The sequence below is a fragment of the Xanthomonas sp. NCPPB 2933 genome (assembly GCF_056725225.1).
The window spans coordinates 1229990-1252209 of record NZ_CM161518.1 but is presented as its reverse complement, the minus strand read 5'-3'; the positions used below and the strand labels follow the sequence as shown (position 1 = coordinate 1252209).

The following is a 22220-nucleotide window of genomic DNA, read 5'->3' as shown; positions in this document are numbered from 1 at the left end:
CAGTACAGCGTGCAAAGACGTTGTGGTCAGGTGCAGCCGCACCCATCGCAGGCATCCCCGAACCACTGCCGGTAGACGCAGTGCCGACCCTGGATATCTGCGCTCGCTGCATGCGCGATGCACGGCCCCACATGCAACGAGAGACCTGCTGATCCAGCGCCTGCATGCACCGCGCTGGCAGCGGGCTCGGCAATAGCCTGTGTCCTTCAAGAAGGCAACGGCGCATCGCTCTCAAATGGGCATCCGCACGCGTTGCTCAGCGCTCGACGCTCGGCGCAACGAACAATTGTCCACACAACAGGCAAAACCTGAAGACGGCCATAAATCCTCATTAAATTCTTTATTTTCAATCGCTTAGAAATATAAAAACTACGCCACACAGCATACTCAAGACTATGCCGAACAGCAGAATTTCGGCGCTCCGTGGATTTCGATACTGGCCCTGCCTGCTGAGGCACCCATCAATCACAACGGAGATTCCCCCATGCGTCGCACCCTTCTCTCTCTGGTTCTGGCTCTGGCCGCCACCCCGGCGCTGGCTGGCGGCGTGATGCATTACACCGAAAAGGCAACGCTGCCCGCCGATGGCGAAGCGCGCGAAGTGGCTGCACTGTTCGACACCTGGAACGCGGCGCTGGCCACCGGCAACCCGCACAAGGTTGCCGATCTGTACGCACCGGACGGTGTGCTGCTGCCGACCGTCTCCAACGAAGTGCGCGCCTCGCGGGCGCAGATCGAAAAGTACTTTGAGATGTTCCTGACCAAGAAGCCGCAGGGCGTCGTCAACTACCGCACCGTGCGCGTACTCGATGAAGACAGCGCAGTTGATGCCGGTGTCTATACCTTCACGCTGACCGACAAGGACGGCAAGAAGAGCAAGGTGCAGGCGCGCTACACCTTCGTGTACGAAAAGCGTGACGACAAGTGGCTGATCATCAACCACCACAGCTCGGCGATGCCGGAAGTGGATGCGCCCAAGGTCGCCAAGGTCAAGTAAGTGCTCGATCCCTGCAGCCATCCGCTCGCTGCCTGCGCCATCGCGCATGCAAGCGTCGGCGCTCCTCCCCCGCCGCCGCTTGCGCCAGGCGCATCGCGTTGCACCTCGGACGCGATGCGCCGGTGCGATCACCGCCACGGCGCGCACCGCTGTTGTCAATGCCAGCTCTTGCTCACACCGCTGCATGACCCACAGCGTCGTGGCGCCAACGGATTGATCAGGATCAAGGCAGCCCTCGGGCAAACCCACAAGACTTACTCCATCTTCTGCACACAACGAGAATTTCTATGCGCATGCGCTCTACCCTTCTGCTCGCCGGCCTGGCCGCCAGCTTTGCCAGCGTCCCCGCATTGGCTCAATCCAAAGGCGACTGGACGGTTGCGGTCGGCGCCCACCAGGTCGCGCCCAAATCCGATAACGGCCGTCTGGTCGGCGGCACGCTCGAAGCAGACGTCGGCAAGGACATCAAGCCGACCTTCACTGCGGAATACTTCATCGCCGACAACCTGGGCATCGAAGTTCTGGCTGCGCTGCCGTTCGAGCACGACATCGCGCTCCGCGGCATGGGGCGTGTCGGCAGCACCAAGCATCTGCCGCCGGTGATTTCGCTGCAGTACCACTTCAACAGCCAGGGCAAGCTCTCGCCGTTCGTTGGCGCGGGTATCAATTACACCCGTTTCTTCAGCACCGACACCCGCGGCGCGCTGGCCGGCAGCGATCTGGAACTGGACGATTCCTGGGGCATGGCCCTGCATGCAGGCGTGGACTACAAGCTCAGCGACCGCGGCGCCCTGCGCGTGAACCTGCGTTGGATCGATATCGACACCGAAGCCAGCCTCGATGGCAACCGCATCGGCACGGTCAACATCGACCCGCTGGTCTATGGCGTGGCGTACGTGCACCGGTTCTGATCCACTGCGTGCGCGGTGCATCTCTGGCACACTGGGCGTCCAGGGACGTGCATCCACCGCCGGAGTTGCGGACAGGTTGGTCACGTCGACCGCCTGTCCGACCTACCGGGGATTCCATGAGCATGCTGATCCGTACCGCCCTCGCCATCGCACTGGCCGCTTCGGCCACACCCGCCCTTGCACAGTCGGCCGGCCACTGGACCACTGGCTACGGTGCCGGCTATGTCTCGCCCAAATCCGACAGCGGCACCTTCGGCGGCACGCGTGCCGAGATCAAGGGCGCACCGGCGCTGTCGTTCACCTACGAATACTTCATCCGCAACAATCTCGGCATCGAGGTGCATGCTGCCGTGTCGGGCAAGCACGATCTGGAACTCGACGGTATCGGCAAGGTGGGGAGCTACTGGTCGGTGCCGCCGAGCGTGCTGTTGCAGTACCACATCAATGGCTATGGCACGGTCTCGCCGTTCGTGGGTGTGGGCATCAACTACACCACCTTTCTCGGTGAAGACGTCGATGATGCATTCGGCAATGGCGATCTGAGCTTCGACGATTCGGTGGGTGCCACCGCGCACGTCGGCGTGGACTTCATCTTCAGCGACCGCAGCGGCTTGCGCGTGGATGCGCGCTGGACCGGCTCGCAAAGCAACGTCGACTTCAACGGCGCGCGGCTGGGCAAGGCGAAGATCGATCCGCTGACCTATGGCGTGTCCTACCTGGTGTACTTCTGATCGTGTTGCAGACGCCACGCTGAGGCGTGGCCGTCGTGCGACCGGGACGGCCATAAAACCGTCCCAGACCGTTGCGTACACTTGCGGGATGAAGACCTTCTCTCCCTCTACCGTCGTTCTGGCCGCAGCCATTGCTGCAACACTCCAGCCCATGACCGCATTCGCCTGGGGCCCGCAGGGCCACCGCTTGGTGGCACGCGTTGCAGAAACCGAACTGACGCCGCAAGCGCGTGCGCAGGTGGCGCAATTGCTGGCAGGCGAGCCGCATCCGAGCCTGGCCGGGGTCGCGACCTGGGCCGATGAACTGCGCGAACACGATCCGGATCTGGGCAAGCGCTCCGGGCCCTGGCATTACGTCAACCTGGGTGAACACGAGTGCGGCTACGTGCCGGCGCGCGACTGCCCGGATGGCAATTGCGTGATCGCCGCGCTCGATCAGCAAACCGCGTTGCTTGCCGATCGCAGCCAGCCGTTGGACGTGCGTCGGCAGGCATTGAAGTTCGTGGTGCATTTTGTCGGCGACATCCATCAGCCCATGCATGCCGGCTACGCGCACGACAAGGGCGGCAACACGTTCCAGCTGCAGGTCGATGGCAAGGGCAGCAACCTGCATGCGCTGTGGGACAGCGGCATGCTCAACGACAGCCACCTCGACGACGATGCATATCTGCCACGTCTGCTGGCGTTGCCGGCTGCCGCTGCAATGTCTCCGGCGCTGCCGCCGCCCGCTGCTGCCTGGGCGCAAGCGTCGTGCAAGATCGCGATCACGCGGGGCGTGTATCCGAGCGAGCATGTATTGCCCGACAACTACATCGCTACCTATCGTCCGATCGCCGAGACGCAATTACGGCTTGCCGGCGACCGACTCGCCGCCGTGCTCAATGCGGCGCTGGCTGCCCCCTGAGATGGAGACGCCGATGCAGCCCGAAGTCCTTACGTTCTTCCACGCCGACAGCAACACCTTCACCTATGTGGTCGCCGATGCGGCAACCGGTGCAGCGGCGGTGATCGACCCGGCGCTGGACTATGCGGCCGACACCGGCGAGGTCAGCACGCACGCCGCGCAGGCCATCGTCGATGCCATCGCCGAACACGGCTGGCAGGTGCACTGGCTGTTGGAAACCCATGCGCATGCCGATCACCTGTCTGCCGCGCAATGGCTCAAACAACACTGGCCACAGGCGCGCATCGGCATCGGCGAAGGCATTCGGGATGTGCAACAGACACTCGCACCGCGCTATGCCTTGCCAGAGGACTTCCGCGCCGATGGCTCGCAGTTCGATCACCTGTTCGCAGATGACGAATGCTTCCAGCTCGGTGGCATCCAGGCGCGCATCATCGCAGTGCCTGGGCATACCAGCGACAGCATCGCGTATCTGATCGGCGATGCGCTATTTCCCGGCGATTCGTTGTTCATGCCCGACGCGGGCACGGCGCGCTGCGATTTCCCCGGTGGCGATGCGCGGCAGCTGTTTGCCTCGATCCAGCGCCTGTATGCGCTACCGGAAGACACCCGTGTGTTCGTCTGCCACGACTACGGCCCGGGCGGCCGCGCTGTGGCGCATCAGACCAGTATTGGCGAACAGCGGCGCGGCAATATCCATGTGCGCGATGGCGTCGAGATCGAGGCGTTCGTGGCGCAGCGGCAGGCGCGCGATGCCACCTTGCCCGAGCCCAAGCTGATCCGGCCTGCGCTGCAGGCCAATCTCCAAGCTGGCCGATGCGGCGGAGTGGATCGGTAACGTTCCAGTGTGGTCGCCACGCGGCGCACGGGGTGCAGCCGCTATGATCGGTCTCTGACCCTGCTGGAGCTTACCCATGCGCACGATCGGTTTTTGGCAGCGCGCGTTTTGCGTGCTGATGCTCGCCCTGCCCGTCCTGGCCACTGCGCAGACTGCACCGGTGACGGTGTTTGCCGCAGCAAGCTTGAAGGAATCCATGGACGAGGCCGCGGCCGCTTACGAAAAGGCGACCGGCACGCCGGTACGCGTGTCGTATGCCGCCAGCTCCGCACTGGCACGCCAGATCGAGCAAGGCGCACCGGCAGACGTGTTCTTCTCGGCCGATCTGGAATGGATGGACTATCTGCAGCAGCGCGGCCTGGTGCTGCCGGCGCAGCGCCACAACCTGCTCGGCAATACGCTGGTGCTGATCGCCCCGGCCGCCAGCAAGGTGCACGTGGACCCGCGCAAACCTGGCGCGATTGCCAAGGCGCTCGGCGACAGCGGCCGGTTGGCGGTTGGCCAGACCACCAGCGTGCCGGCCGGCAAATACGCCGCCGCATCGCTGCGCAAACTCGGCCAGTGGGACGGTTTGAGCAACCGCCTGGCCGAGTCGGAAAGCGTGCGTGCGGCGCTGATGCTGGTCTCGCGTGGCGAGGCGCCGCTGGGCATCGTGTACGGCTCTGACGCACGCGCCGACCCCAAGGTACGCGTGGTCGCCACGTTCCCCGACGACAGCCACGATGCGATCGTGTATCCGGTCGCTGCATTGAAGAACAGCAGCAATCCCGACACCGTCAAGTTCGTGCAATGGCTGAGCAGCAAACCGGCCAAGGCGATCTTCACCCGCCGCGGTTTTTCGTTGACCGATTGAGGCGCGCCGTTGTCGATGTTCACCCCGCAAGAGCTGACCGCGATTGGCTTGAGTCTCAAGGTCGCGATCGTTGCCGCCATCGCCAGCCTGCCGCCGGGTATTGCATGCGGCTGGTTGCTGGCGCGGCGCCGCTTTCCGGGCAAGGCCCTGTTGGACGCGTTGCTGCACTTGCCCTTGGTGATGCCGCCGGTGGTGACCGGCTACGCGCTGCTGGTGGTGCTGGGCACGCAGGGGCCGGTCGGTAGCTGGCTGCTGGAATACTTCGGCATCCAGTTCGCGTTCCGTTGGACCGGCGCGGCGCTGGCATGCGCGGTGATGGGCTTTCCGTTGATGGTGCGCGCCATTCGCTTGTCCATCGAGGCCACAGACCGCCGCCTGGAAGCCGCCGCCGCCACGCTCGGTGCCGGTCCGTGGCGGGTGTTCTTCAGCATCACCTTGCCGCTGGCCTGGCCCGGTCTGGTCGCTGGCACGGTGCTGGCATTCGCCAAGGCCTTGGGCGAGTTCGGCGCGACCATCACCTTCGTGTCCAATATTCCTGGCGAAACCCAGACCTTGTCGTCGGCCATCTACGGCTTGATGCAGGTGCCGGGCATGGAATCGGGCGTGTGGCGGCTGGCTGGCGTTGCGTTGGCGATTTCGCTGGCGGCGCTGCTGTTGTCCGAGTGGCTGGTGCGCAGGCCGCATCCGCGTGAGGAAGACTGATGCTGGACATCGATCTGCAATTGCAGCGCGGCAACTTCCAACGCCACATCCGGATTCACGACGCCGCCCGCGTGGTGGCCTTGGTCGGCCCGTCCGGTGCCGGCAAGACCACCGTGCTCAATGCGATCGCCGGGCTGGTGCGACCGCAGGCCGGGCATATCCGCATCGACGGGCGGTCTCTGTACGACGCCCGGCAAGGCGTGAACCTGCCTACGCACAAGCGCAGCATCGGCTACGTCTTTCAGGATGCGCGGCTGTTTCCGCATCTGGATGTGCGCCGCAATCTGCGTTACGGCCGGCATGCGCGTGGCGCAGCGCCGTTCGGTTTCGACGATGTGGTGGCATTGCTGGGGATTGCGCCGTTATTGCAACGCCGGCCGCGCAATTTGTCCGGTGGCGAAGCGCAACGCGTGGCGATCGGCCGCGCCTTGTTGTCGCAACCGGCGATTCTGTTGTTCGACGAGCCCTTGTCGGCGCTGGATCAGGCGCGTCGCGAAGAATTGATTCCCTACCTGCAGCGCGTGCGCGACGAGATCCGTCTGCCGATGTTGTACGTCAGCCACAATCCCGACGAAGTGCAGCGCATTGCCGACAGCGTGCATGTGCTGGAGTAAGCGCAGCCGGCAGCGCTGGTGCGTTGCGTCCATTCGCTGACGCAAGGCCTGCGTCAGCGTGCAACCTTGCCGGTGCGCACGCTGACCTTGCCCTGCCGCACCTCGAAGGTGAATGCGAACGACAGCGTCACCGGCACCGGTTCTTCGCCGGTTGCGCCGGTGCAGTCGTCCAGCGCCGCCGGTTGTGCCACACCAGGCGCAAACGTGCACATCGCGGCCGGCACGAACTGCCATTGCTGCACCGTGGTGCGCACCGCCTGCACCAGATCGGCGTTGCCCGGCAGCAGACCCGCCGCGCATTCGTCGCGATCGGACATCGGATCGACGCGCTGCACCGCGCCTTCGGCAGTCAGGATCACATGCGCGCATACGGTGGTCGGCGGCAAGGTCTGGCGTGGCGAATCGGCCGGCAGCACCGGCGCCGCGCTGCGCAGCGCGCGCGGCATGCGGAAGCGCTGTGTCGGCGCCAGCGTATAAGGCTGGATCGAAGAATCGCCGTCGCCTCCCGACTGCGCGCTCAGCATGCGCTGGTCCACCGAATCTTCGCGCTGGCTGCGCTGCTGTTCCTGCACACGTGGCGTTGCGCATGCGCCAAGCGACAGCGCCAGGACTGCGGCGCAGATCGGAGCACCTCTCATCGCAGCGTCTCCTGCATCGCGCAGCCTGGCACAGCGCAACCGGCAAGGCGCTCGGAGGGTGGCGCATGCGATCGTGCAGCGCTGGCATTGGCGGTCATGGTCGTTTGCTCAGGCGCATCCAGTTCGAACTTCACCGGCACGCGCACGTTCGATGCAATGGCCTTGCCCTGTGCATACGCAGGTTTCAGTCGCCATTGGCGCGCTGCATCCAGCACCGCTTGATCGAAGACACCGGCTGGCGTGCTGCGCACGACGGCGATGTGCTGCGGTACACCGCCTGGGTCGACCTCCATCTGCAGTTCGACAAAACCCTCGATGCCGGCATCGAACGCCGCGGCTGGATATGTAGGCGGTCGCATCGTCGTGAAATCCAGATAGCTTGGCGATCGCATGCTGTTGGAATCCACAGCGCTGCCGTCTGCAAGCGCGGCGTGTGACGATCCCGCGATGCGCGCCGGCTGCAGGGTCCAGACAGCGGCACTGATCGTCGCAGCGACCAGCAGCACCACCGCAACGCTCCAGCGCGAACGCTGGGCATCTTTCACTGGACCACGCAACGCCGCAATCCGCTGCGTCAACGGATGCGCCGCAGCCCAATGACAGACGAGCGGTGTGCAACCGGCACCCAGCTGGGTCTTGAGCATCGCGGTGGCGTAGCTGCGTCGCTTGCCTGGATGCTGTGCCAGCACGGCCGCATCGCAGGCCAGTTCCTGATCCAGCCGGAACGCGCGCCAGGCCAGATGCATCAGCGGGTTGAACCACCAGATGCAGAGCATCAGGGCCGCAAGCAGATTGGCATGCAGATCGCCGCGGCGCAGATGCAGCCGTTCGTGCGCCAGCACCAGCGCACGTTCGGCAGCGCAATAGCGCGTAGTGAAATCCGACGGCACCACAATACGTGGGCGCCAGATTCCCAATGAGGCCGGCAGCCCGGCGTCATGCGTTGCCGACCACACTGCCTTGTCCAACGCGTACAAAGGCCCAAGGCTGCGCACGAAACGATGCTGCCGCCGCCACAGCATGGCTGCCATCAGCGCGGCACCAGTCAGCCACACCGCCAATGCCAGCGTCGTCCACGCAGCAGCACCGTCATGCGCGTTGGACAGAGCCGGCATCGCAGCAAGCAGCGGCACCTTCAACATCGCAACATCCGATTGCGGGCTTGGCAGCACGGCGGCCAACAAGGCGAGCGGAACGCATGCCCAGATCGCGTACGCCGCCGTTGCACCAAACCAGCCGCGCAATGGGCGCCGTAGGAGCAGACAGATCGATAGCGCGGCCGCGGTGTAAAGCGTTGCGCGCAGCAGTAGCGGAACCAGTGCGTCAGGGCTCATCGTCCAACTCCTTGATCAGCTTTTTCAATTCCGCGATGTCGGACGCGCTGAGCTTTCCGCGCTCGCTGAAATGCGCCACCAATGGCGCCACCCGCCCACCGAATAGTCGTTGCAGCAATCCTTCGCTCTGTTGCTGTACCCACTGCTCGCGTTGCAGCAGCGGGGTATAGAGATATTTGCGCCCGTCTTTCTGCGCGGCGATGGCGCCCTTGTTGAGCAGGCGATTGAGCAAAGTCTTGATGGTCGGCTCGGCCCAATCGGTCTGTGCCAGCGCTGCGACCACCTCTTCTGCCGTGCGCGGAGCACCGTCCCAGAGCACTTGCATCACTACCGCCTCTGCATCGCTGATCGACATCCGATTACATCCGTAATTTTTACTGATTACATGCGTAAACCCAGTGGTTGTCAACCTGTTCCTCCTCGGGCTTCAAGCAGCGATTGCAGCGACCAACCGCAACGCCAACTGCCCAAGCAACCGGCTCGCCATCGGCTCGGCTACCCTGCACGGATGACCGAACATCTCACTGACCTGCCCTCCGCCGTGCAGCGGATCCTGCAAGATATCGAAGGCCCCTTGCGCGTCGGTGCGCCGCTTGGCATCGGCAAGCCGCATCGGCTGTTGAACGCCTTGTATGCGCAGCTCAAGGACACGCCGTCACGACCGCTGGCGCTGTACACGGCGCTGTCGCTCAATCCGCCCAAGCCCGGTGCGGGGCTGGAGGCGCGCTTTGCGGCGCCGTTCGTTGCACGTCATTTCGGTGACGACTTTCCGCGCTTGGCCTATGTCGACGACATGCTGCGCGACGCATTGCCGGCGCATGTGCAGGTGGAAGAGTTCTACATGCAGTCCGGCGGCCTGCTGCACTCCACGCAGGCGCAGGCCGACTACACGAGTCTGAACTACACGCACGCCGCTGCAGCAGTGGCGCAACGCGCGCCCAACCTGATCGTGCAGAAAGTGGCGCGCGAACCGTGCGGCACGCGGTTGTCGCTGTCGTGCAACAACGACATCACCCAGGACACGCTCGATGCGGTGCAGGCGCTCGGCCTGCCACGTCCGCTGTTGGTGGCGGAAATCGATACGCAACTGCCCTGGATCGGCGGCACTGCAGCGGTGGACGAGGCGTTCTTCGATCTGGTCATCGACCTGCCCGGCCCGTCGCCGCGCCTGTTCGGCTTGCCGCGGCAACCGGTGAACACCATCGACTACGCGATCGGCTTGTATGCCAGCACGCTGGTGCGCGATGGCGGCACCTTGCAGATCGGCATCGGCACGTTGGCCGATGCGCTGAGCCATGCGCTGGTGCTGCGACAGACCGACAATGCGACCTATCGGCGCGTGCTGCATGCATTGGATCCGGAGCTGGAACAGCATCCTGCGGTGCACGCCAGCGGTGGTCTGGAGCCCTTCGAGATCGGCCTGTACGGTTGCAGCGAAATGCTCAATGAGGGCTTCAAGCAGCTGGTGGACTGCGGCGTGATCCGCCGCAAGGTGCACGACGATCTGCCGCTGATGCAGCGCATTGCCGACGGCAGTGCCGATGCAGCCGATCACGCGCGGCTGGCACGCGAAGGCGAGTTTCTGCATGGCGCGTTCTATCTTGGTTCGCCGGACTTCTACCAATGGCTGCGCGATCTGGATGCGGAGACCCGCGATGCCATCGGCATGCGCCGCATCAGCGAGATCAATCAGCTCTACGGCGGCAACGAAACATTGGAGCGCTTGCAACGCCATCAGGCACGCTTCTTCAACTCCTGCATGATGGCCACCGCGCTCGGTGCAGCGGTGTCCGATGGGCTGGACGATGGGCGCGTGGTCTCCGGTGTCGGTGGTCAGTACAACTTCGTGGCAATGGCGCATGCCTTGCCGCAGGCGCGTAGCGCGCTGATGCTGCGGGCCACCCGCGATGCCGGAGCACATGCGGCAAGCAACGTGCGCTGGAATTATGGGCACACCACCATCCCGCGCCATCTGCGCGATCTGTACATCACCGAGTACGGCATCGCCGATCTACGCCACCAGACCGATCAGGACTGCGTGCTGGCGATGGCGAGCATCTGCGATGCGCGCTTTCAGGATGCATTGCTTGCCACAGCAAAGACATCGCGCAAGCTGCGTAGCGACCCTGCACTGCCTGCCCGCGCACAACGCAATACACCGCAAGCGCTGGAACAGGCATTGGCGCCGTTTCTCCGCGACGGCAGCCTGCCCGACTACCCACTCGGCAGCGACTTCACTGAGGTCGAGCAACGCGTGCTACGCGCACTGACCTGGCTCAAACGCGCCACTGCCAGCAACAGCGCGAAACTGACGACGGTGTGGCGCGCACTGCTGTCACGCGATGCGAGCGATGCAGACGACGCTGCCTGCTTGCAACGCATGGCATTGGACACGCCACGCGGCATCGGTGAGCGCGTGCAGGCACGGCTACTGGCATACGCCTTGCGCAAGACCAGATCGCACTGAGAGCGGCTTTGCCGGGATGTGCCGAGAAACGATGTCATGGCGCGTTTATCGCATTGTGACCCACGACGGCAACACTGCGGAAAGCGTTGCGTCAAATTTGGCCGGGATGATGGCGACCACCTTCTTTCCGGCTTCGGTGCATGCGCTTTCTACACGCTTTTTCGGCTTTGAATCTAGGCGATGACAGCAAAGCGAAGTCATCGCGCGCGAAGCGAAGCACCACGAGACACGCTGCATTTTTCGGCGTGTTGATGATGGCTAGCGTCACTTCACACGCCGCACCTCGCCTCACCGATCTGCAGTACATCGGTAGCCACAACAGCTACCACGCCGGCTTCGCCCCCAGCGAAGCGGCACTGCTGAAACAACTGAGCCCGGAATTGTTCGCAGCACTGGATTATCGCCATCCAGCGCTGACGCAACAGCTGGACGATGGCGTCAGACAGCTAGAACTGGATGTGTTTGCCGACGCGAACGGCGGCCGCTACGCGCACCCGGCAATCGTCGCGCAAGTTGCCAAGGCTGGCCTCCCGCCAGCGCCGGCGAGTGCACCTGCCGGCGTGATGGACAAGCCGGGCTTCAAGGTCATGCATGTGCAGGATGTGGATCAGCGCAGCAACTGCCAACCCCTGATCGCTTGCCTGCAGGAAGTGCGCGCGTGGTCGAAGCAGCACCCTGGGCATGTGCCGATCTTCATCCTGCTGGAAACCAAACAGGCAGCGGTGAAGCTGAGCTTTCCGACCGTGCAGCCGGAGCCGTTCGATACCGCGGCGCTGGATGCCTTGGATGCCGAACTGCGCTCGGTATTTCAGCCCGGCGAGTACCTCAGCCCCGATCAGGTGCGTGGCACCGCAGCTACGCTCAACGCCGCTGTGCTCGCGCATGGCTGGCCATCCTTGCACGAAGCACGTGGCAAGGTCGTGTTCCTGCTCGACCAGCGCGCGGCCGGTGCCAGTTACCTGCCCGGGCATCCGTCATTGCGCGGACGGGTGTGCTTCACCAACGCCGTGCCGGGCGAAGACGATGCCGCGTTTACTGAACTCAACGATGGCCCCGTGGAGAAGATCAACCAGCTGGTGAAAGCCGGCTATCTGGTGCGCACGCGGACCGACGCAGACCTGAAAGAAGCGCTGCACAACGACACTACGCGCCGCAACAGCATGCTGGCCAGTGGTGCGCAATTGCTCAGCACCGACTTCCCCGCACACGAGCCGGCCAGCAACGGTTACGTGGTGCGCTTCGACGGCGATGCGGTCGCACGCTGCAATCCGCAGCTTCCGCACGCGCATTGCAAGGGTGTCGACCTCACGCATTGAGTGGGGTCACGTCCGCAATCGCACCACCCACGCAAAACACCCAGACCTGTCGCAATGGAAGGCGTCGGCGATGCACGCCTGCGCCCGCGTTATCGGGCCGGGCACCCCACGTTCTCCAACTACGCGAGCCAACTGCATGCAGCACCCCCGCACTTTCCATCGTCTGACCTGCGCCATTGCGCTGGCGCTGTCGGCACCCGCGTTCGCCGAGACTCCTGAGCCCGCTACCACCACATTGGATTCGGTCAACGTGCAGGCCAAGCACGCTGCAACACCGGGATCGCTCAACGAACAGCGCCTGTCCAGCAGCGTCAACAGTGTGATGAGCAAGCAGCAGATCGATGCCATCCCGTCGGGCGGCATCGCCGATGTCGTGTCGCACATGCCGGGCCTTTCCGCTTACAGCGACATGCATCTGGGCCAGGCCACCACTGGCGAAAATGCCTACGTCAGCATCCGCGGCATGGATGCCAGCTACAACGCCTACACGCTCAACGGCTTCGGCATGCCCGAGACCGATTCGTCCACGCGCGCCATCTCGTTGAACATGCTGGCCCCGTTCGGCATCCAGTCGGTGCAGGTGTCGAAATCGCCCACACCCGACATGCCGGGCGACTCGATCGGCGGTGCGATCGACATGCGCACGCCGAACGCCTTCGACTTTGATCGCGACGTCTATGCCAAGACCACCGCGCAAGGTCAGTTCAACGCGCTGGCCTCTGACCTGGGCGGCAAGGACACCGGCGGCACCTTCCAGCAGGAGCTGGCCTGGAAGTTTGGCGACGGCCATGCCTTCGGCCTCTACGCATCGGCCTATTACGGCAAAAACAACAACATGGCGCAAGCGCCGGCGCCCAACAGTAAGTACGTGCCGGCCGATCCTGCATTCGCCAGTGCAACGGACCTGCGCGATGTCGGTCCATTGATCAGCACCCGTTACAAGTACAGCCTCTACACCAGTCAGATCGAACGCTATGGCGGCAATCTCTCGCTCGATTGGCAGGGCGACAACAGCGCACTCTATGCGCGTGCCATCTACGGCAGCTACGGCGTGACCGGGCAGCAGGATCAGTCCAGCGCGCGCTTGGAAACCTATCGCAACCAGCCAACCGCCGTGCGCGGCGGCTACTTCAACACGCACGATATCGACGAGAAGCTGGCAACGCTGCAACTCGGTGGCCAGACCACGCTGGATCGCCTGCGCTTCGACTATGGCAGTTCGGTCGGTCGCGGCACCCGCAGCCGTCCGGACTATGTGTCAGCCAGTCTGTATGGTTTTACGCCCGGTAGCTTCGCCTTCGACCTCAGCAACCCGCGCTATCCGAGCATCGCGCCAAGCTCGCCTGCATTGCAGGACTTCTTCTACAACCTGGATTCATCGCTGCTGTGGAAGGTGCAGGGGCATGACGCCGGCAGTCACGACAACCGCGTCAACTTACACACCGATATCACCTATCAGGTCGATGGCGATGTGCTGGACAGCATCAAAGTCGGCCTGTCTGCCGATCACTCCGACCGCGGCGCCTATGATCATCCGTTCTTCCACAAGGACGGCAACTTCGTCACCAATGGTCCTTATTTTGGCGGGCCGAATTACGCGTTTCCCACGGCCGGCGGCCCGCCGCTGAGCGCGATCCCGGGACGTGTCACCAATAACGCGTTCGATGGCCGTTACGCAGGCCCGTTCAAACTGCTCAACCGCAACTGGATGCTCGCGCAGGCGCTGCCTTACAAGTACGTCAACGATCCCAATGGCGCGGGCGTCTACACAGCCAACGACTACAACGCCAACACCACCTCCAGCACCGAGGCGATCTATTCCGGTTACGCAATGGCCGCGCTGCATATCGGCTCGGTAAGCGTGCTGCCCGGTGTGCGCTACGAGTTGACGCGCTACTCGGCCCAATCCTGGCAATCCAGCGGCGATGGCAGCACCGGCCGTTTCGTCGGCACCGGCAGCACGTATGGGCAAGTGTTGCCGGGCATCAGCGTCAACTATCGGCCAGACGATCTCACCGTGTACCGCGCTTCATTGCGCCGCAGTTTCAGCCGCCCGGCGTTCGGCCTGATTTCCGGCGAGACGGTGTACACCATCGACGACACCCAGCAGGTGGTCGGCATCTCCAAGCCCAATCCCGATCTGCATCCGAGCAAGGCCGACAACGCCGATCTCTCCGCCGAGTTCTACGACCACAACGGCGGCGTACTCAGTGCATCGACCTATTACAAACGCATCACCGGCTTCATCTACACCTCGCAATCGGCGACCAGCAACGACAACACGCTGGGCGGCCTGGTACCGACCGGCACCACGTTCGAAAACGGCGTGCCGGTGACGATGCCGCAGAACGGTGGCACCGCAAAGCTCTATGGCCTGGAGTTGGCGGCGAGCAAGCGCCTGCAGGACTTGCCGGGCATCTGGAGCAATTTCGGCGTCACCGCCAACCTCACGCTGCAACACAGCGAAGCAGACAGCAAGCGCAGCGATCAACCGGAAAAAACCTGGTTGCCACGCGCGCCGGAGCGTATCTACAACCTGGATCTGTTCTACGACGATACGCATCTGCGCACCGACCTGAGCTACAACTACACCGGCCTGCAATTGCTTGGCTTGACCAGCGACCGGCTCAACTACTACCTGCAACCGGTGAAGTCGTTGGACTTCAATGCCACCTACCATTTGCCGCACCATATCGATGTGGGTGTATCGGCCAAGAACCTGCTCAATGCGGCAACGTTCTACGAAACGCAGGGCAAATCCAAACGCTACATGGCCTACGATCCCGGCGCCGATGGTGCGTATGTACAGACCGGGGGGGTGTACATGCTGACGTTGGGCTATACCTACTGACGGCGGACATGCAGACAGATGCGGCGCGATGGCTGCAGCTGCAAAGATCAGGTTTGCGCTGATCCAATCGATCGCCTGACTGACATACAGGCGATCAATTGTTGCGCGGTGCACGACTCACTCCACCGCCCGGGTAGACGCATGAGCAGCCGGCTGACGCGTCGAATCGGCAACTGCGCGGAGGCGAGATAGCAGGTATCCACTTTTGACCCGCATCGATACCGCGTTCTCAGTCAGTCCCGGTGCAGCCATTTCACGCAGACCACGCAGGCAGCTCGGGCAAGGTGCGCGCATGCCTCTTTCGGACCTGCTCATGCCCTCACGCTCCTACGCTCGCGCCTGCTTGCTCACTCTCGCTCTGAGCGCTTCATTGTCTGCATTGGCGCAAGCTCCGCAGCCCGCCGCTGCTCCTGCACCTGCACCTGCACCTGCAGCAACGCCTGCGGCGAAAGTCGTGCCGAGCGGCCCGCGCTCGGATCTGCATGCACAAGTCCTGCTGGATCGCGCGCATTTTTCGCCGGGGCAGATCGATGGCGAGCGCGGCTCCAATCAAAAGCGTGCCGTCTCCGGGTTTCAGGCCGCGCACAACATCAAGGTGACCGGTGAGCTGGATGACGCGACCTGGCAGGCCTTGCAGGCCGACGCCACGCCGGCGTTGGTGCAATACACGCTCACCGCTGCCGATGTCGCCGGACCGTTCCAGCCGATTCCCAAGGGCCCGGCCGAACAGGCCAAGCTGCCCTCGCTCGGCTACACCTCGGTGGATGAGGCACTGGGCGAGCGGTTTCATGCCGACCCCGAACTGCTACGCCAACTCAACCCCGGCGTGGACCTGAGCAAGGCCGGGGCCGTGATCCAGGTGCCTAACATCGACGGTGTCCCGCCACTGGCCAAGCCGGCCAAGCTGGTGGTCGACAAGTCCGAGTCGACGCTGCGCCTGTTCGATGCCGACGGCAAGGTCTATGCGCAGTTCCCGGTGTCTTCCGGCAGCAAGCACGATCCGCTGCCGATCGGCCGCTGGAAGGTCCTGGGCGTGGCGCGCGATCCCGTGTTCAAGTACAACCCCAAGCTGTTCTGGGACGCGAAAAAGGGCGATCAAAAGGCGACCTTGCCGTCGGGTCCGAACAATCCGGTCGGCCGCGTGTGGATCGACTTGTCCAAGCCGCATTACGGCCTGCACGGCACGCCGGAACCCGGTCATGTCGGCAAGACCGAATCGCATGGCTGCGTGCGCCTGACCAACTGGGACGTGGTCAATCTGGCCAGCGTGGTCGGCCCGTCCATGCCGGTGGTGATGCAGGAGTAAGCATGAAACTGCTGATGATGCTGGTGGTGGGGGTGCTGCTGGGTGCAGCCGGCTATTGGTGGCTGGAACGTGAGGCGCCGCAGGCGACAGTAGAGCCAGCGCCCACTGCTGCACCCGTGGCAACACAGCACGACGCGGCGCATACCGAACTGGCAGCATCTGCTGCTCCGGCACTCGCGCCACCGCCTGCCGTTGCCGCTGCGCCGGCAACCGATGCGGCGCCAGCCAATACGCCTGCAGCAGCAACGCCCGCGCCACCAGCTGGCACCGCAGTTTCAGGTGCTGGCTTGTTGATTCCGGTACAAGGCATCAGCAGCAGCCAGCTGCAGGACACCTTCACCGACGCACGCAGCGAAGGCCGCGTGCACGATGCCATCGACATTCTCGCCCCCACCGGAACAGCGGTCCTCGCAGTGGCAGACGGCACCGTCGAGAAACTCTTCAACAGCGAACGCGGCGGCCTGACGCTGTATCAGTTCGACCCGAGTGGCACGTATTGCTACTACTACGCGCATCTGGAGCGCTACGCCGATGGTGTGGCGGAAAAACAGCAGATCAAGCGCGGTCAGATCATTGGCTATGTGGGCAGCACAGGTAACGCAGATCCTGCGGCACCGCATCTGCATTTCGAGATCCATCGCCTCGGGCCGGAAAAAGAATGGTGGAAGGGCGAAGTCGTGAATCCGTATCCCGTCTTGCATGGCGATCAGACACTGCAGTGATGCACTGACGCTGTGGCGTACACAAAGGCCTGCGCGTCATGCGCAGGCCTTTGTACTTAAGAGCGGCTAACAAAACGTAGCGAGCGGTCGTCAGGTGGGTGCGGGCGGCGCGCAGGAACCGGAGTGTACGAGCGGTACATGAGGATTCCGAGCACCGACCGCGCCCGCCTGGCGGCTGCGCAGTAGGTTTGTTAGCCGCTCTAAATCAACATCCCACCAGACACCTCGATGCGCTGCGCATTGATCCAACCGGTGCCCGGCGCCAGCAATGCAGCCACCACCGGCCCGATATCGTCCGGCAGGCCAGGGCGGCCTAATGCAGTGACCGAGGAAATCATCGCGTTGACCTGCGCGTTGTCACGCACGCTGCCGCCATTGAAGTCGGTTTCGATCGCACCCGGCGCCAGCGTGTTGGCACGGATGCCCCGCGCGCCCAACTCTTTGGCCAGATAGCGGGTGAACACTTCCACCCCGCCCTTCATCATCGCGTAGGCCGACGAACCCGGCAGCGCAAAACGTGCAAGACCGCTGGACACGTTGAGGATGCGTCCGCCATCGGCAATCAGCGGCAACAACGTCTGGGTCAGAAAATACGGGGCTTTGAGATGGATGTTGAACAGCGCGTCGAATTGCGCAGGCGTGGTCTCGGCAATGGACGCGTGCAAACCGGTGCCGGCGTTGTTGACCAATGCGTCGAAGTGGGTGCGATCCCAACTGGTCAACACTTCCTTCAGTTGAGCGGCAAATGTAGCGAAGCCCTCGACATTGGCAACATCCAGCTGCAATGCATGCGCGCGATGCCCCAGCTTCTGGATGTCTGCGACGACTGCAGCAGCCTCGCCTGCTTCGCTGCGATAGGTCAGCACAATGTCGCTGCCGTCGGCAGCGAGCGCGAGCGCGGCGTTACGGCCCAGGCCGCGGCTGCCGCCGGTGATCAATGTGATGGGGGTGGTGTTCGGCATGCTGTACTCCGGGGATGAGGGATGATGCCGAGAACGACCGCAAGCCTGTAGGGATGTCAGGCGCGTCGGTGCCTGGCATCGGTGTCTGCCAGTGATGTTGTAGCGCGCGTTTGCGCGCCAGCCTGCGACGGTATGGGTATCGCGTCGTTGCAAAGACTATTGCGCTTGCCGCGCCGCATAAATCAGCTCAGGCTGATTGCACCGTTCAAAAGTATCGACCAATCGATGGACACCATGGAGTCGTTGCGCGCATTCCTGCGCGTAGCCGAGCTCGGCAGTTTCACTCGCGCCGCCGAAACCTTGGGCCTGCCCAAGGCCAGCGTCTCCACTGCCGTGCAACGGCTTGAAGCGTCGCTCGGTACCCAGCTGTTGCATCGCACTACACGCCGCGTGCAACTCACTGGCGACGGCACCGCGTTCTATCAGCGCGGCCGCGATTTGCTCGATGACATGGACGAGTTGCAAGGCATGTTTCAGCGCGACCGTAGCCAGTTGCGAGGGCGCTTGCGGGTGGACATGTCGTCCGGCATTGCGCGCAATTTCGTGATTCCCGCCTTGCCGGTATTTTTGGCACTGCATCCACAACTGGAAGTGGAGATCAGCGGCACCGACCGCCGCGTGGATGTGGTGCGCGAAGGCTTCGATTGCGTGTTGCGCGTGGGCGCGCTCGAAGACACCAACCTGGTCGCGCGACCGCTCGGCGCGTTTCGCATCATCAACTGCGCCAGCGCGGATTACCTGACGCGGCGTGGCACACCGCGCTGTCTGGACGATCTGGCGCAGCACGATCTGGTGCATTACGTCACGACGCTGGGCCAGCGGTCGCCCGGCTTCGAGTACCACGACGGGCAGACCTATCAACTGCTGCCGATGCGCGGCCCGGTGACGGTCAACAACGGCGATGCCTATCTTGCTGCGGCATTGGCGGGCCTGGGCATCATCCAGGCACCGGCCAGCCCGTTGCGCCCACACCTGGATAGCGGCGCCTTGATCGAGGTGCTGGCCGCCATCGCGCCCGAACCGATGCCGGTCACGCTGCTCTACGCGCAGCGTCGCCACCTGCCGCAACGCGTGCGCGCGTTCATGGATTGGGTGGCAGAAGTGATGGCGCCGCATCTGGAACCGCTGTAGCCCTGGGCTACCGTCGATGCGATTGCCGGCACGCCTTTGCGTGTGCGTGTGCAGGCAAGCCTATGCAACGTGCCGATACTTGCGGGAAAGGCTTCCGCTTGCGCGCCAGCTCGGCACCACCGAAGCAAACTGATGTCAGCACGCAGCGCAGGCAGTAGAAAGCGCAGCAGATCTACGATCACCCAGAAGGGATGCAGACACAAAAAAACATGCACCTTTTGCAAGGTGCCTGCATCGTTGCAACAACAGGCCAGGCGCTGAAATCGCGCCCGGCTTGGTCTGCGATCAGAACGTGTAGTTGAAGGTCAGCATGCCGTTGCGCGATGCGCCCCATGCGCCATAGCCGCCGTTGAACTGCGAGTAATAGCGCTTGTCGAGCAGGTTGTCGACATTGAGCTGCACCGAAAACTGCGGCGACAACCGGTAGCGCGCGAATGCACTGACCAGCGCATAGGCGCTCTGCTGGAAGGTGCCGTAGACCGGGTCCACGTAGTACGAGCGGTTCTGCCAGTTGACGCCGCCCCCCACGGTTAGATCGCTCCACGCACCTTGCGGGGTGTAGCTGTTGAACAGCTTGAGAGTGGTGCGCGGCAGATGCGTGTTGATCGACGTGCCGCTGTCGTCGCGGGCGGTGTAGTGCGAGGCACCGAAGGTGGTATTCCAGCCAGCGGTCACGCGGCCGGAAATCTCGAAGTCGAAGCCTTCGCTCACCACGCCGTTGGCGGCCTGGTACGCCGATTCGCTGCTACCGGGGACGAAGCCGCCGGTGGCCACGCCCAGGTTGTCCTGCTCGATGCGAAACACCGCAAGCGAGGCGTTGAGCTTGTCGTCGAACCACGCTGCCTTGACGCCGGCTTCGTAGCCCTTGCCGCTCAACGGGTCCAGGTAGCCGCCATTGGCATCGCGCAGGGTCTGCGGATTGAAGATTTCGGTATAGCTGACGTAGGTCGACCACACATCGTTGATGTCGTACACCAGGCCGGCGTACGGGGTGACTTCGGTCTGGGTGTCGGAGAACGGCACCAGGCCTTGCGTCGTCGAATCGACGTTGCGGCCATCGATCTGCCAATCGGTATAGCGCGCGCCCACCAGCAGCGTCAGCGGATCGGCCAGCGAGAACCGTGCGGCCACGTAAGCGGCCTTCTGCTTGATGGTGCCGTCGCTCTGCACCGTGCGCGGGCTCCAGTTGGGTTCCGGGTACGCGCCGGTCCAGCCGAAGTAGCTGTCCAGCGGCGCAGGGAAATCGAAGGTGCCGTTGTTGACGTATTCGCGGCGGTTGTAGCTGGCGCCGGCCACCAGATGATGCTCGCGGCCGAACAGCTGGAACGGGCCTTCCGCATAGACATCGGCACCATCGGCCTTGCGCTCGGTCAGGTAGTTGCCCGAATACGGCACCACGCCGCCACCGGTGGCGCGGTCGAACCCGAAGATCGTATAGAACGGATAGAACAGATGATTGGCCGCTTCGGTCTTCTCGTGGCTCAGATTGGCCTTGAGGTTCCAACCGTTGTCGAAGCTCTGCTGCAGGCTGGCGAAGGTGCGCTGCAGACGCGTATCCCAGAACGTCCAGTCGGCCGCCGGGTTGAACGAGCGGTCGTAGTTGGTGCGGGTGCCATCGCTGTAGAACAGCGGGAAGCCGCCCCAGGTGACATCGTTCGATTCCTTCTTCTGGTACTCGTAGCCCACGCTCAGCAAGGTGCTGTCGGTGAGGTCCGCATCGATGATCGCCGAGCCGATCTTCTTGCGCATGCTGTAGCGGTCCATATCCGACTCGCCATCCTGATACAAGCCGATCACGCGCGCGCGCACGGTGCCTTCTGGGCTCAGCGGCACGGTGACATCGGCCACGCTGCGGGTCTTGTTGAAATCGCCGCCGCCGACCGACACGGTGCCGGTGAAGTCGCGGCTGAGCGCGTGCTTGCGCACCAGATTGATCGAGGCGGACGGATTGCCCGAGCCGGTGAGCAGGCCGGTGGCGCCGCGCACCACTTCGATACGATCGTACAGCGCCACGTCCAGCGCCGAATCGCCGTAGCTCCAGGCCTGCTCCATATAGGCCGGGATACCGTCGAACTGGTAGTTGTCGATGTAGAACCCGCGTGCGAAGAATTCCAGCCGCTCGCTGTCGCTCTGCGCCACCGAGATGCCGGTGACGTTGTTGAGCACGTCGGTGATGCTCTGCAGATTCTGGTCATCCATGCGGTCACGGGTGATCACGGTGACCGACTGCGGAATCTCGCGCAGCGACAGATTCATGCGCGTGCCGGCGGTGGTCTTCTCCACCGTATAGCCCTTGGCCTGTTCGCCCTGCACAATCAGCCGGTCCAGCGTGGTGACCTCGGCATCGGCGGCGGCAACGGGCGTCTCGGCCAATGCCTGGCCAGCGGCCAGCGTGCACAGCGCAGCGAACAGCGCGCGCGGCAGGGCATGACGACGCGCGCCCATGGAAACAAGACGCAACTCGGTACTACGGATCATCGGGAACTCCAACGCAGACGGAATCAGACCACGCGCTGCGAAGACGCCGCGCCGGCAACAAGGGGGAGGAAACGGTGTGCCCTACCAGCGGCAGCGCGCCATTTTAATGGGAATGATTCACATTTTAAATAGCTGGGTTGACATTTTTTAGCATTTGCTTGACATAAGCGAGCGCTACCTGGATGGGAGCGCGTTTCGCAGGATCTGGTCACTCCAGCGGAGATCAGCAAGGCGTACTTCGATGGTCTTTCTGCTCCGAGCAAGCAATTCCTGCTGCTGCCACGGACCGGGCACGATCCCAACCCGCCGATGATGGAGGCACAGTTGAAGGTGCTGACCAGGATCCGCGCCTCGGCGCTGGCCAACGACGCGCACTGAAGCACGCCACGCTTCCGTTGAACGATGACGCACCCGCGCATCGCTCACGAGATTCAACAAAAAAGCCGGCTTTCGCCGGCTTTTTTC

At 63.4% G+C, this 22220-nt stretch carries 19 protein-coding genes, 1 other RNA gene and 1 pseudogene; 15 read left to right on the top strand and 6 right to left on the bottom strand.

The window, feature by feature from the left end; genetic code table 11:
- The first annotated feature begins 484 nt into the window (after window positions 1-484).
- From AC1PLU_RS05240 to modC, 8 genes are all read left to right on the top strand, one after another.
- Complete coding sequence (locus AC1PLU_RS05240) at window positions 485-997, top strand: SgcJ/EcaC family oxidoreductase (protein WP_104591828.1); 513 nt, start codon at window positions 485-487, stop codon at window positions 995-997.
- 287 nt (window positions 998-1284) lie between these two features.
- A complete protein-coding gene (locus AC1PLU_RS05235) occupies window positions 1285-1908 on the top strand; it encodes an OmpW/AlkL family protein (RefSeq protein WP_481107895.1) in 624 nt (207 codons plus the stop codon).
- Window positions 1909-2024: 116 nt separating this feature from the next.
- Window positions 2025-2639: an OmpW/AlkL family protein gene (locus tag AC1PLU_RS05230; RefSeq protein ID WP_006452856.1), complete on the top strand. Its 615-nt coding sequence runs from the start codon at window positions 2025-2027 to the stop codon at window positions 2637-2639.
- Window positions 2611-3543 carry a S1/P1 nuclease gene (locus AC1PLU_RS05225; RefSeq protein WP_481107894.1) on the top strand — a complete coding sequence of 311 codons (933 nt, stop codon included), beginning with the start codon at window positions 2611-2613 and terminating at the stop codon, window positions 3541-3543. The genes AC1PLU_RS05230 and AC1PLU_RS05225 overlap by 29 nt, the downstream gene beginning before the upstream one ends.
- 13 nt (window positions 3544-3556) lie before the next feature.
- Window positions 3557-4381 carry an MBL fold metallo-hydrolase gene (locus AC1PLU_RS05220; protein WP_481107893.1) on the top strand — a complete coding sequence of 275 codons (825 nt, stop codon included), beginning with the start codon at window positions 3557-3559 and terminating at the stop codon, window positions 4379-4381.
- A gap of 76 nt (window positions 4382-4457) precedes the next feature.
- Window positions 4458-5234 (top strand): molybdate ABC transporter substrate-binding protein, encoded by a 777-nt coding sequence (gene modA / locus AC1PLU_RS05215; protein ID WP_481095376.1) that lies wholly within the window; start codon window positions 4458-4460, stop codon window positions 5232-5234.
- A gap of 15 nt (window positions 5235-5249) precedes the next feature.
- The gene (gene modB, locus AC1PLU_RS05210; RefSeq protein WP_255087014.1) at window positions 5250-5936 is read left to right on the top strand and encodes a molybdate ABC transporter permease subunit; all 687 of its coding nucleotides are present in this window, start codon (window positions 5250-5252) and stop codon (window positions 5934-5936) included.
- Window positions 5936-6550: a molybdenum ABC transporter ATP-binding protein gene (gene modC / locus AC1PLU_RS05205; RefSeq protein WP_481107892.1), complete on the top strand. Its 615-nt coding sequence runs from the start codon at window positions 5936-5938 to the stop codon at window positions 6548-6550. Before modB ends, modC begins: the two co-directional genes overlap by 1 nt.
- A gap of 53 nt (window positions 6551-6603) precedes the next feature.
- Here the strand turns inward: modC and AC1PLU_RS05200 are convergent, their stop codons facing one another.
- Genes AC1PLU_RS05200 through AC1PLU_RS05190 form a run of 3 tightly spaced genes read right to left on the bottom strand, consistent with a single transcriptional unit; the run spans window position 6604 to window position 8877 of the window.
- On the bottom strand, window positions 6604-7188 hold the full coding sequence (locus AC1PLU_RS05200) for a hypothetical protein (protein WP_481107891.1): 585 nt from the start codon (window positions 7186-7188) through the stop codon (window positions 6604-6606).
- Window positions 7185-8522 carry a TonB family protein gene (locus tag AC1PLU_RS05195; protein ID WP_481107890.1) on the bottom strand — a complete coding sequence of 446 codons (1338 nt, stop codon included), beginning with the start codon at window positions 8520-8522 and terminating at the stop codon, window positions 7185-7187. The genes AC1PLU_RS05200 and AC1PLU_RS05195 overlap by 4 nt, the downstream gene beginning before the upstream one ends.
- Window positions 8512-8877 carry a BlaI/MecI/CopY family transcriptional regulator gene (locus tag AC1PLU_RS05190; protein ID WP_043888927.1) on the bottom strand — a complete coding sequence of 122 codons (366 nt, stop codon included), beginning with the start codon at window positions 8875-8877 and terminating at the stop codon, window positions 8512-8514. Before AC1PLU_RS05190 ends, AC1PLU_RS05195 begins: the two co-directional genes overlap by 11 nt.
- A 153-nt stretch (window positions 8878-9030) precedes the next feature.
- Here AC1PLU_RS05190 and AC1PLU_RS05185 point away from each other — a divergent pair, with 153 nt between their 5' ends.
- The 5 genes from AC1PLU_RS05185 to AC1PLU_RS05165 all read left to right on the top strand — a co-directional run bounded on the left by AC1PLU_RS05185 (window position 9031) and on the right by AC1PLU_RS05165 (window position 17184).
- The gene (locus tag AC1PLU_RS05185) at window positions 9031-10989 is read left to right on the top strand and encodes an acetyl-CoA hydrolase/transferase C-terminal domain-containing protein (RefSeq protein WP_481107889.1); all 1959 of its coding nucleotides are present in this window, start codon (window positions 9031-9033) and stop codon (window positions 10987-10989) included.
- 140 nt (window positions 10990-11129) lie between these two features.
- Window positions 11130-12305, top strand: coding sequence for a phosphatidylinositol-specific phospholipase C1-like protein (locus AC1PLU_RS05180; RefSeq protein ID WP_481107888.1), 1176 nt, complete (start codon window positions 11130-11132; stop codon window positions 12303-12305).
- A 136-nt stretch (window positions 12306-12441) separates the two neighbouring features.
- Window positions 12442-15156, top strand: a complete 2715-nt coding sequence (locus tag AC1PLU_RS05175; protein WP_481107887.1) for a TonB-dependent receptor — start codon at window positions 12442-12444, stop codon at window positions 15154-15156.
- A 370-nt stretch (window positions 15157-15526) separates the two neighbouring features.
- A complete protein-coding gene (locus tag AC1PLU_RS05170; protein WP_481108468.1) occupies window positions 15527-16462 on the top strand; it encodes a L,D-transpeptidase family protein in 936 nt (311 codons plus the stop codon).
- A 2-nt stretch (window positions 16463-16464) separates the two neighbouring features.
- Complete coding sequence (locus AC1PLU_RS05165) at window positions 16465-17184, top strand: M23 family metallopeptidase (RefSeq protein WP_481095385.1); 720 nt, start codon at window positions 16465-16467, stop codon at window positions 17182-17184.
- A gap of 64 nt (window positions 17185-17248) precedes the next feature.
- Here AC1PLU_RS05165 and AC1PLU_RS05160 read toward each other — a convergent pair.
- Window positions 17249-17324, bottom strand: a non-coding RNA gene (locus AC1PLU_RS05160) — sX9 sRNA.
- 60 nt (window positions 17325-17384) lie between these two features.
- Window positions 17385-18146, bottom strand: a complete 762-nt coding sequence (locus tag AC1PLU_RS05155) for an SDR family NAD(P)-dependent oxidoreductase (protein WP_481107886.1) — start codon at window positions 18144-18146, stop codon at window positions 17385-17387.
- A gap of 159 nt (window positions 18147-18305) precedes the next feature.
- Here AC1PLU_RS05155 and AC1PLU_RS05150 point away from each other — a divergent pair, with 159 nt between their 5' ends.
- Entirely contained in the window at window positions 18306-19277 is a 972-nt protein-coding gene (locus AC1PLU_RS05150) for a LysR family transcriptional regulator (protein WP_481108467.1), read from the top strand.
- A 285-nt stretch (window positions 19278-19562) separates the two neighbouring features.
- Here the strand turns inward: AC1PLU_RS05150 and fhuE are convergent, their stop codons facing one another.
- On the bottom strand, window positions 19563-21755 hold the full coding sequence (fhuE, locus tag AC1PLU_RS05145) for a ferric-rhodotorulic acid/ferric-coprogen receptor FhuE (RefSeq protein ID WP_481107885.1): 2193 nt from the start codon (window positions 21753-21755) through the stop codon (window positions 19563-19565).
- 198 nt (window positions 21756-21953) lie between these two features.
- Between fhuE and AC1PLU_RS05140 the strand changes: the two are divergent.
- A pseudogene (locus AC1PLU_RS05140) lies at window positions 21954-22133 on the top strand (alpha/beta hydrolase); the annotation flags it as partial.
- Window positions 22134-22220: the final 87 nt, after the last annotated feature.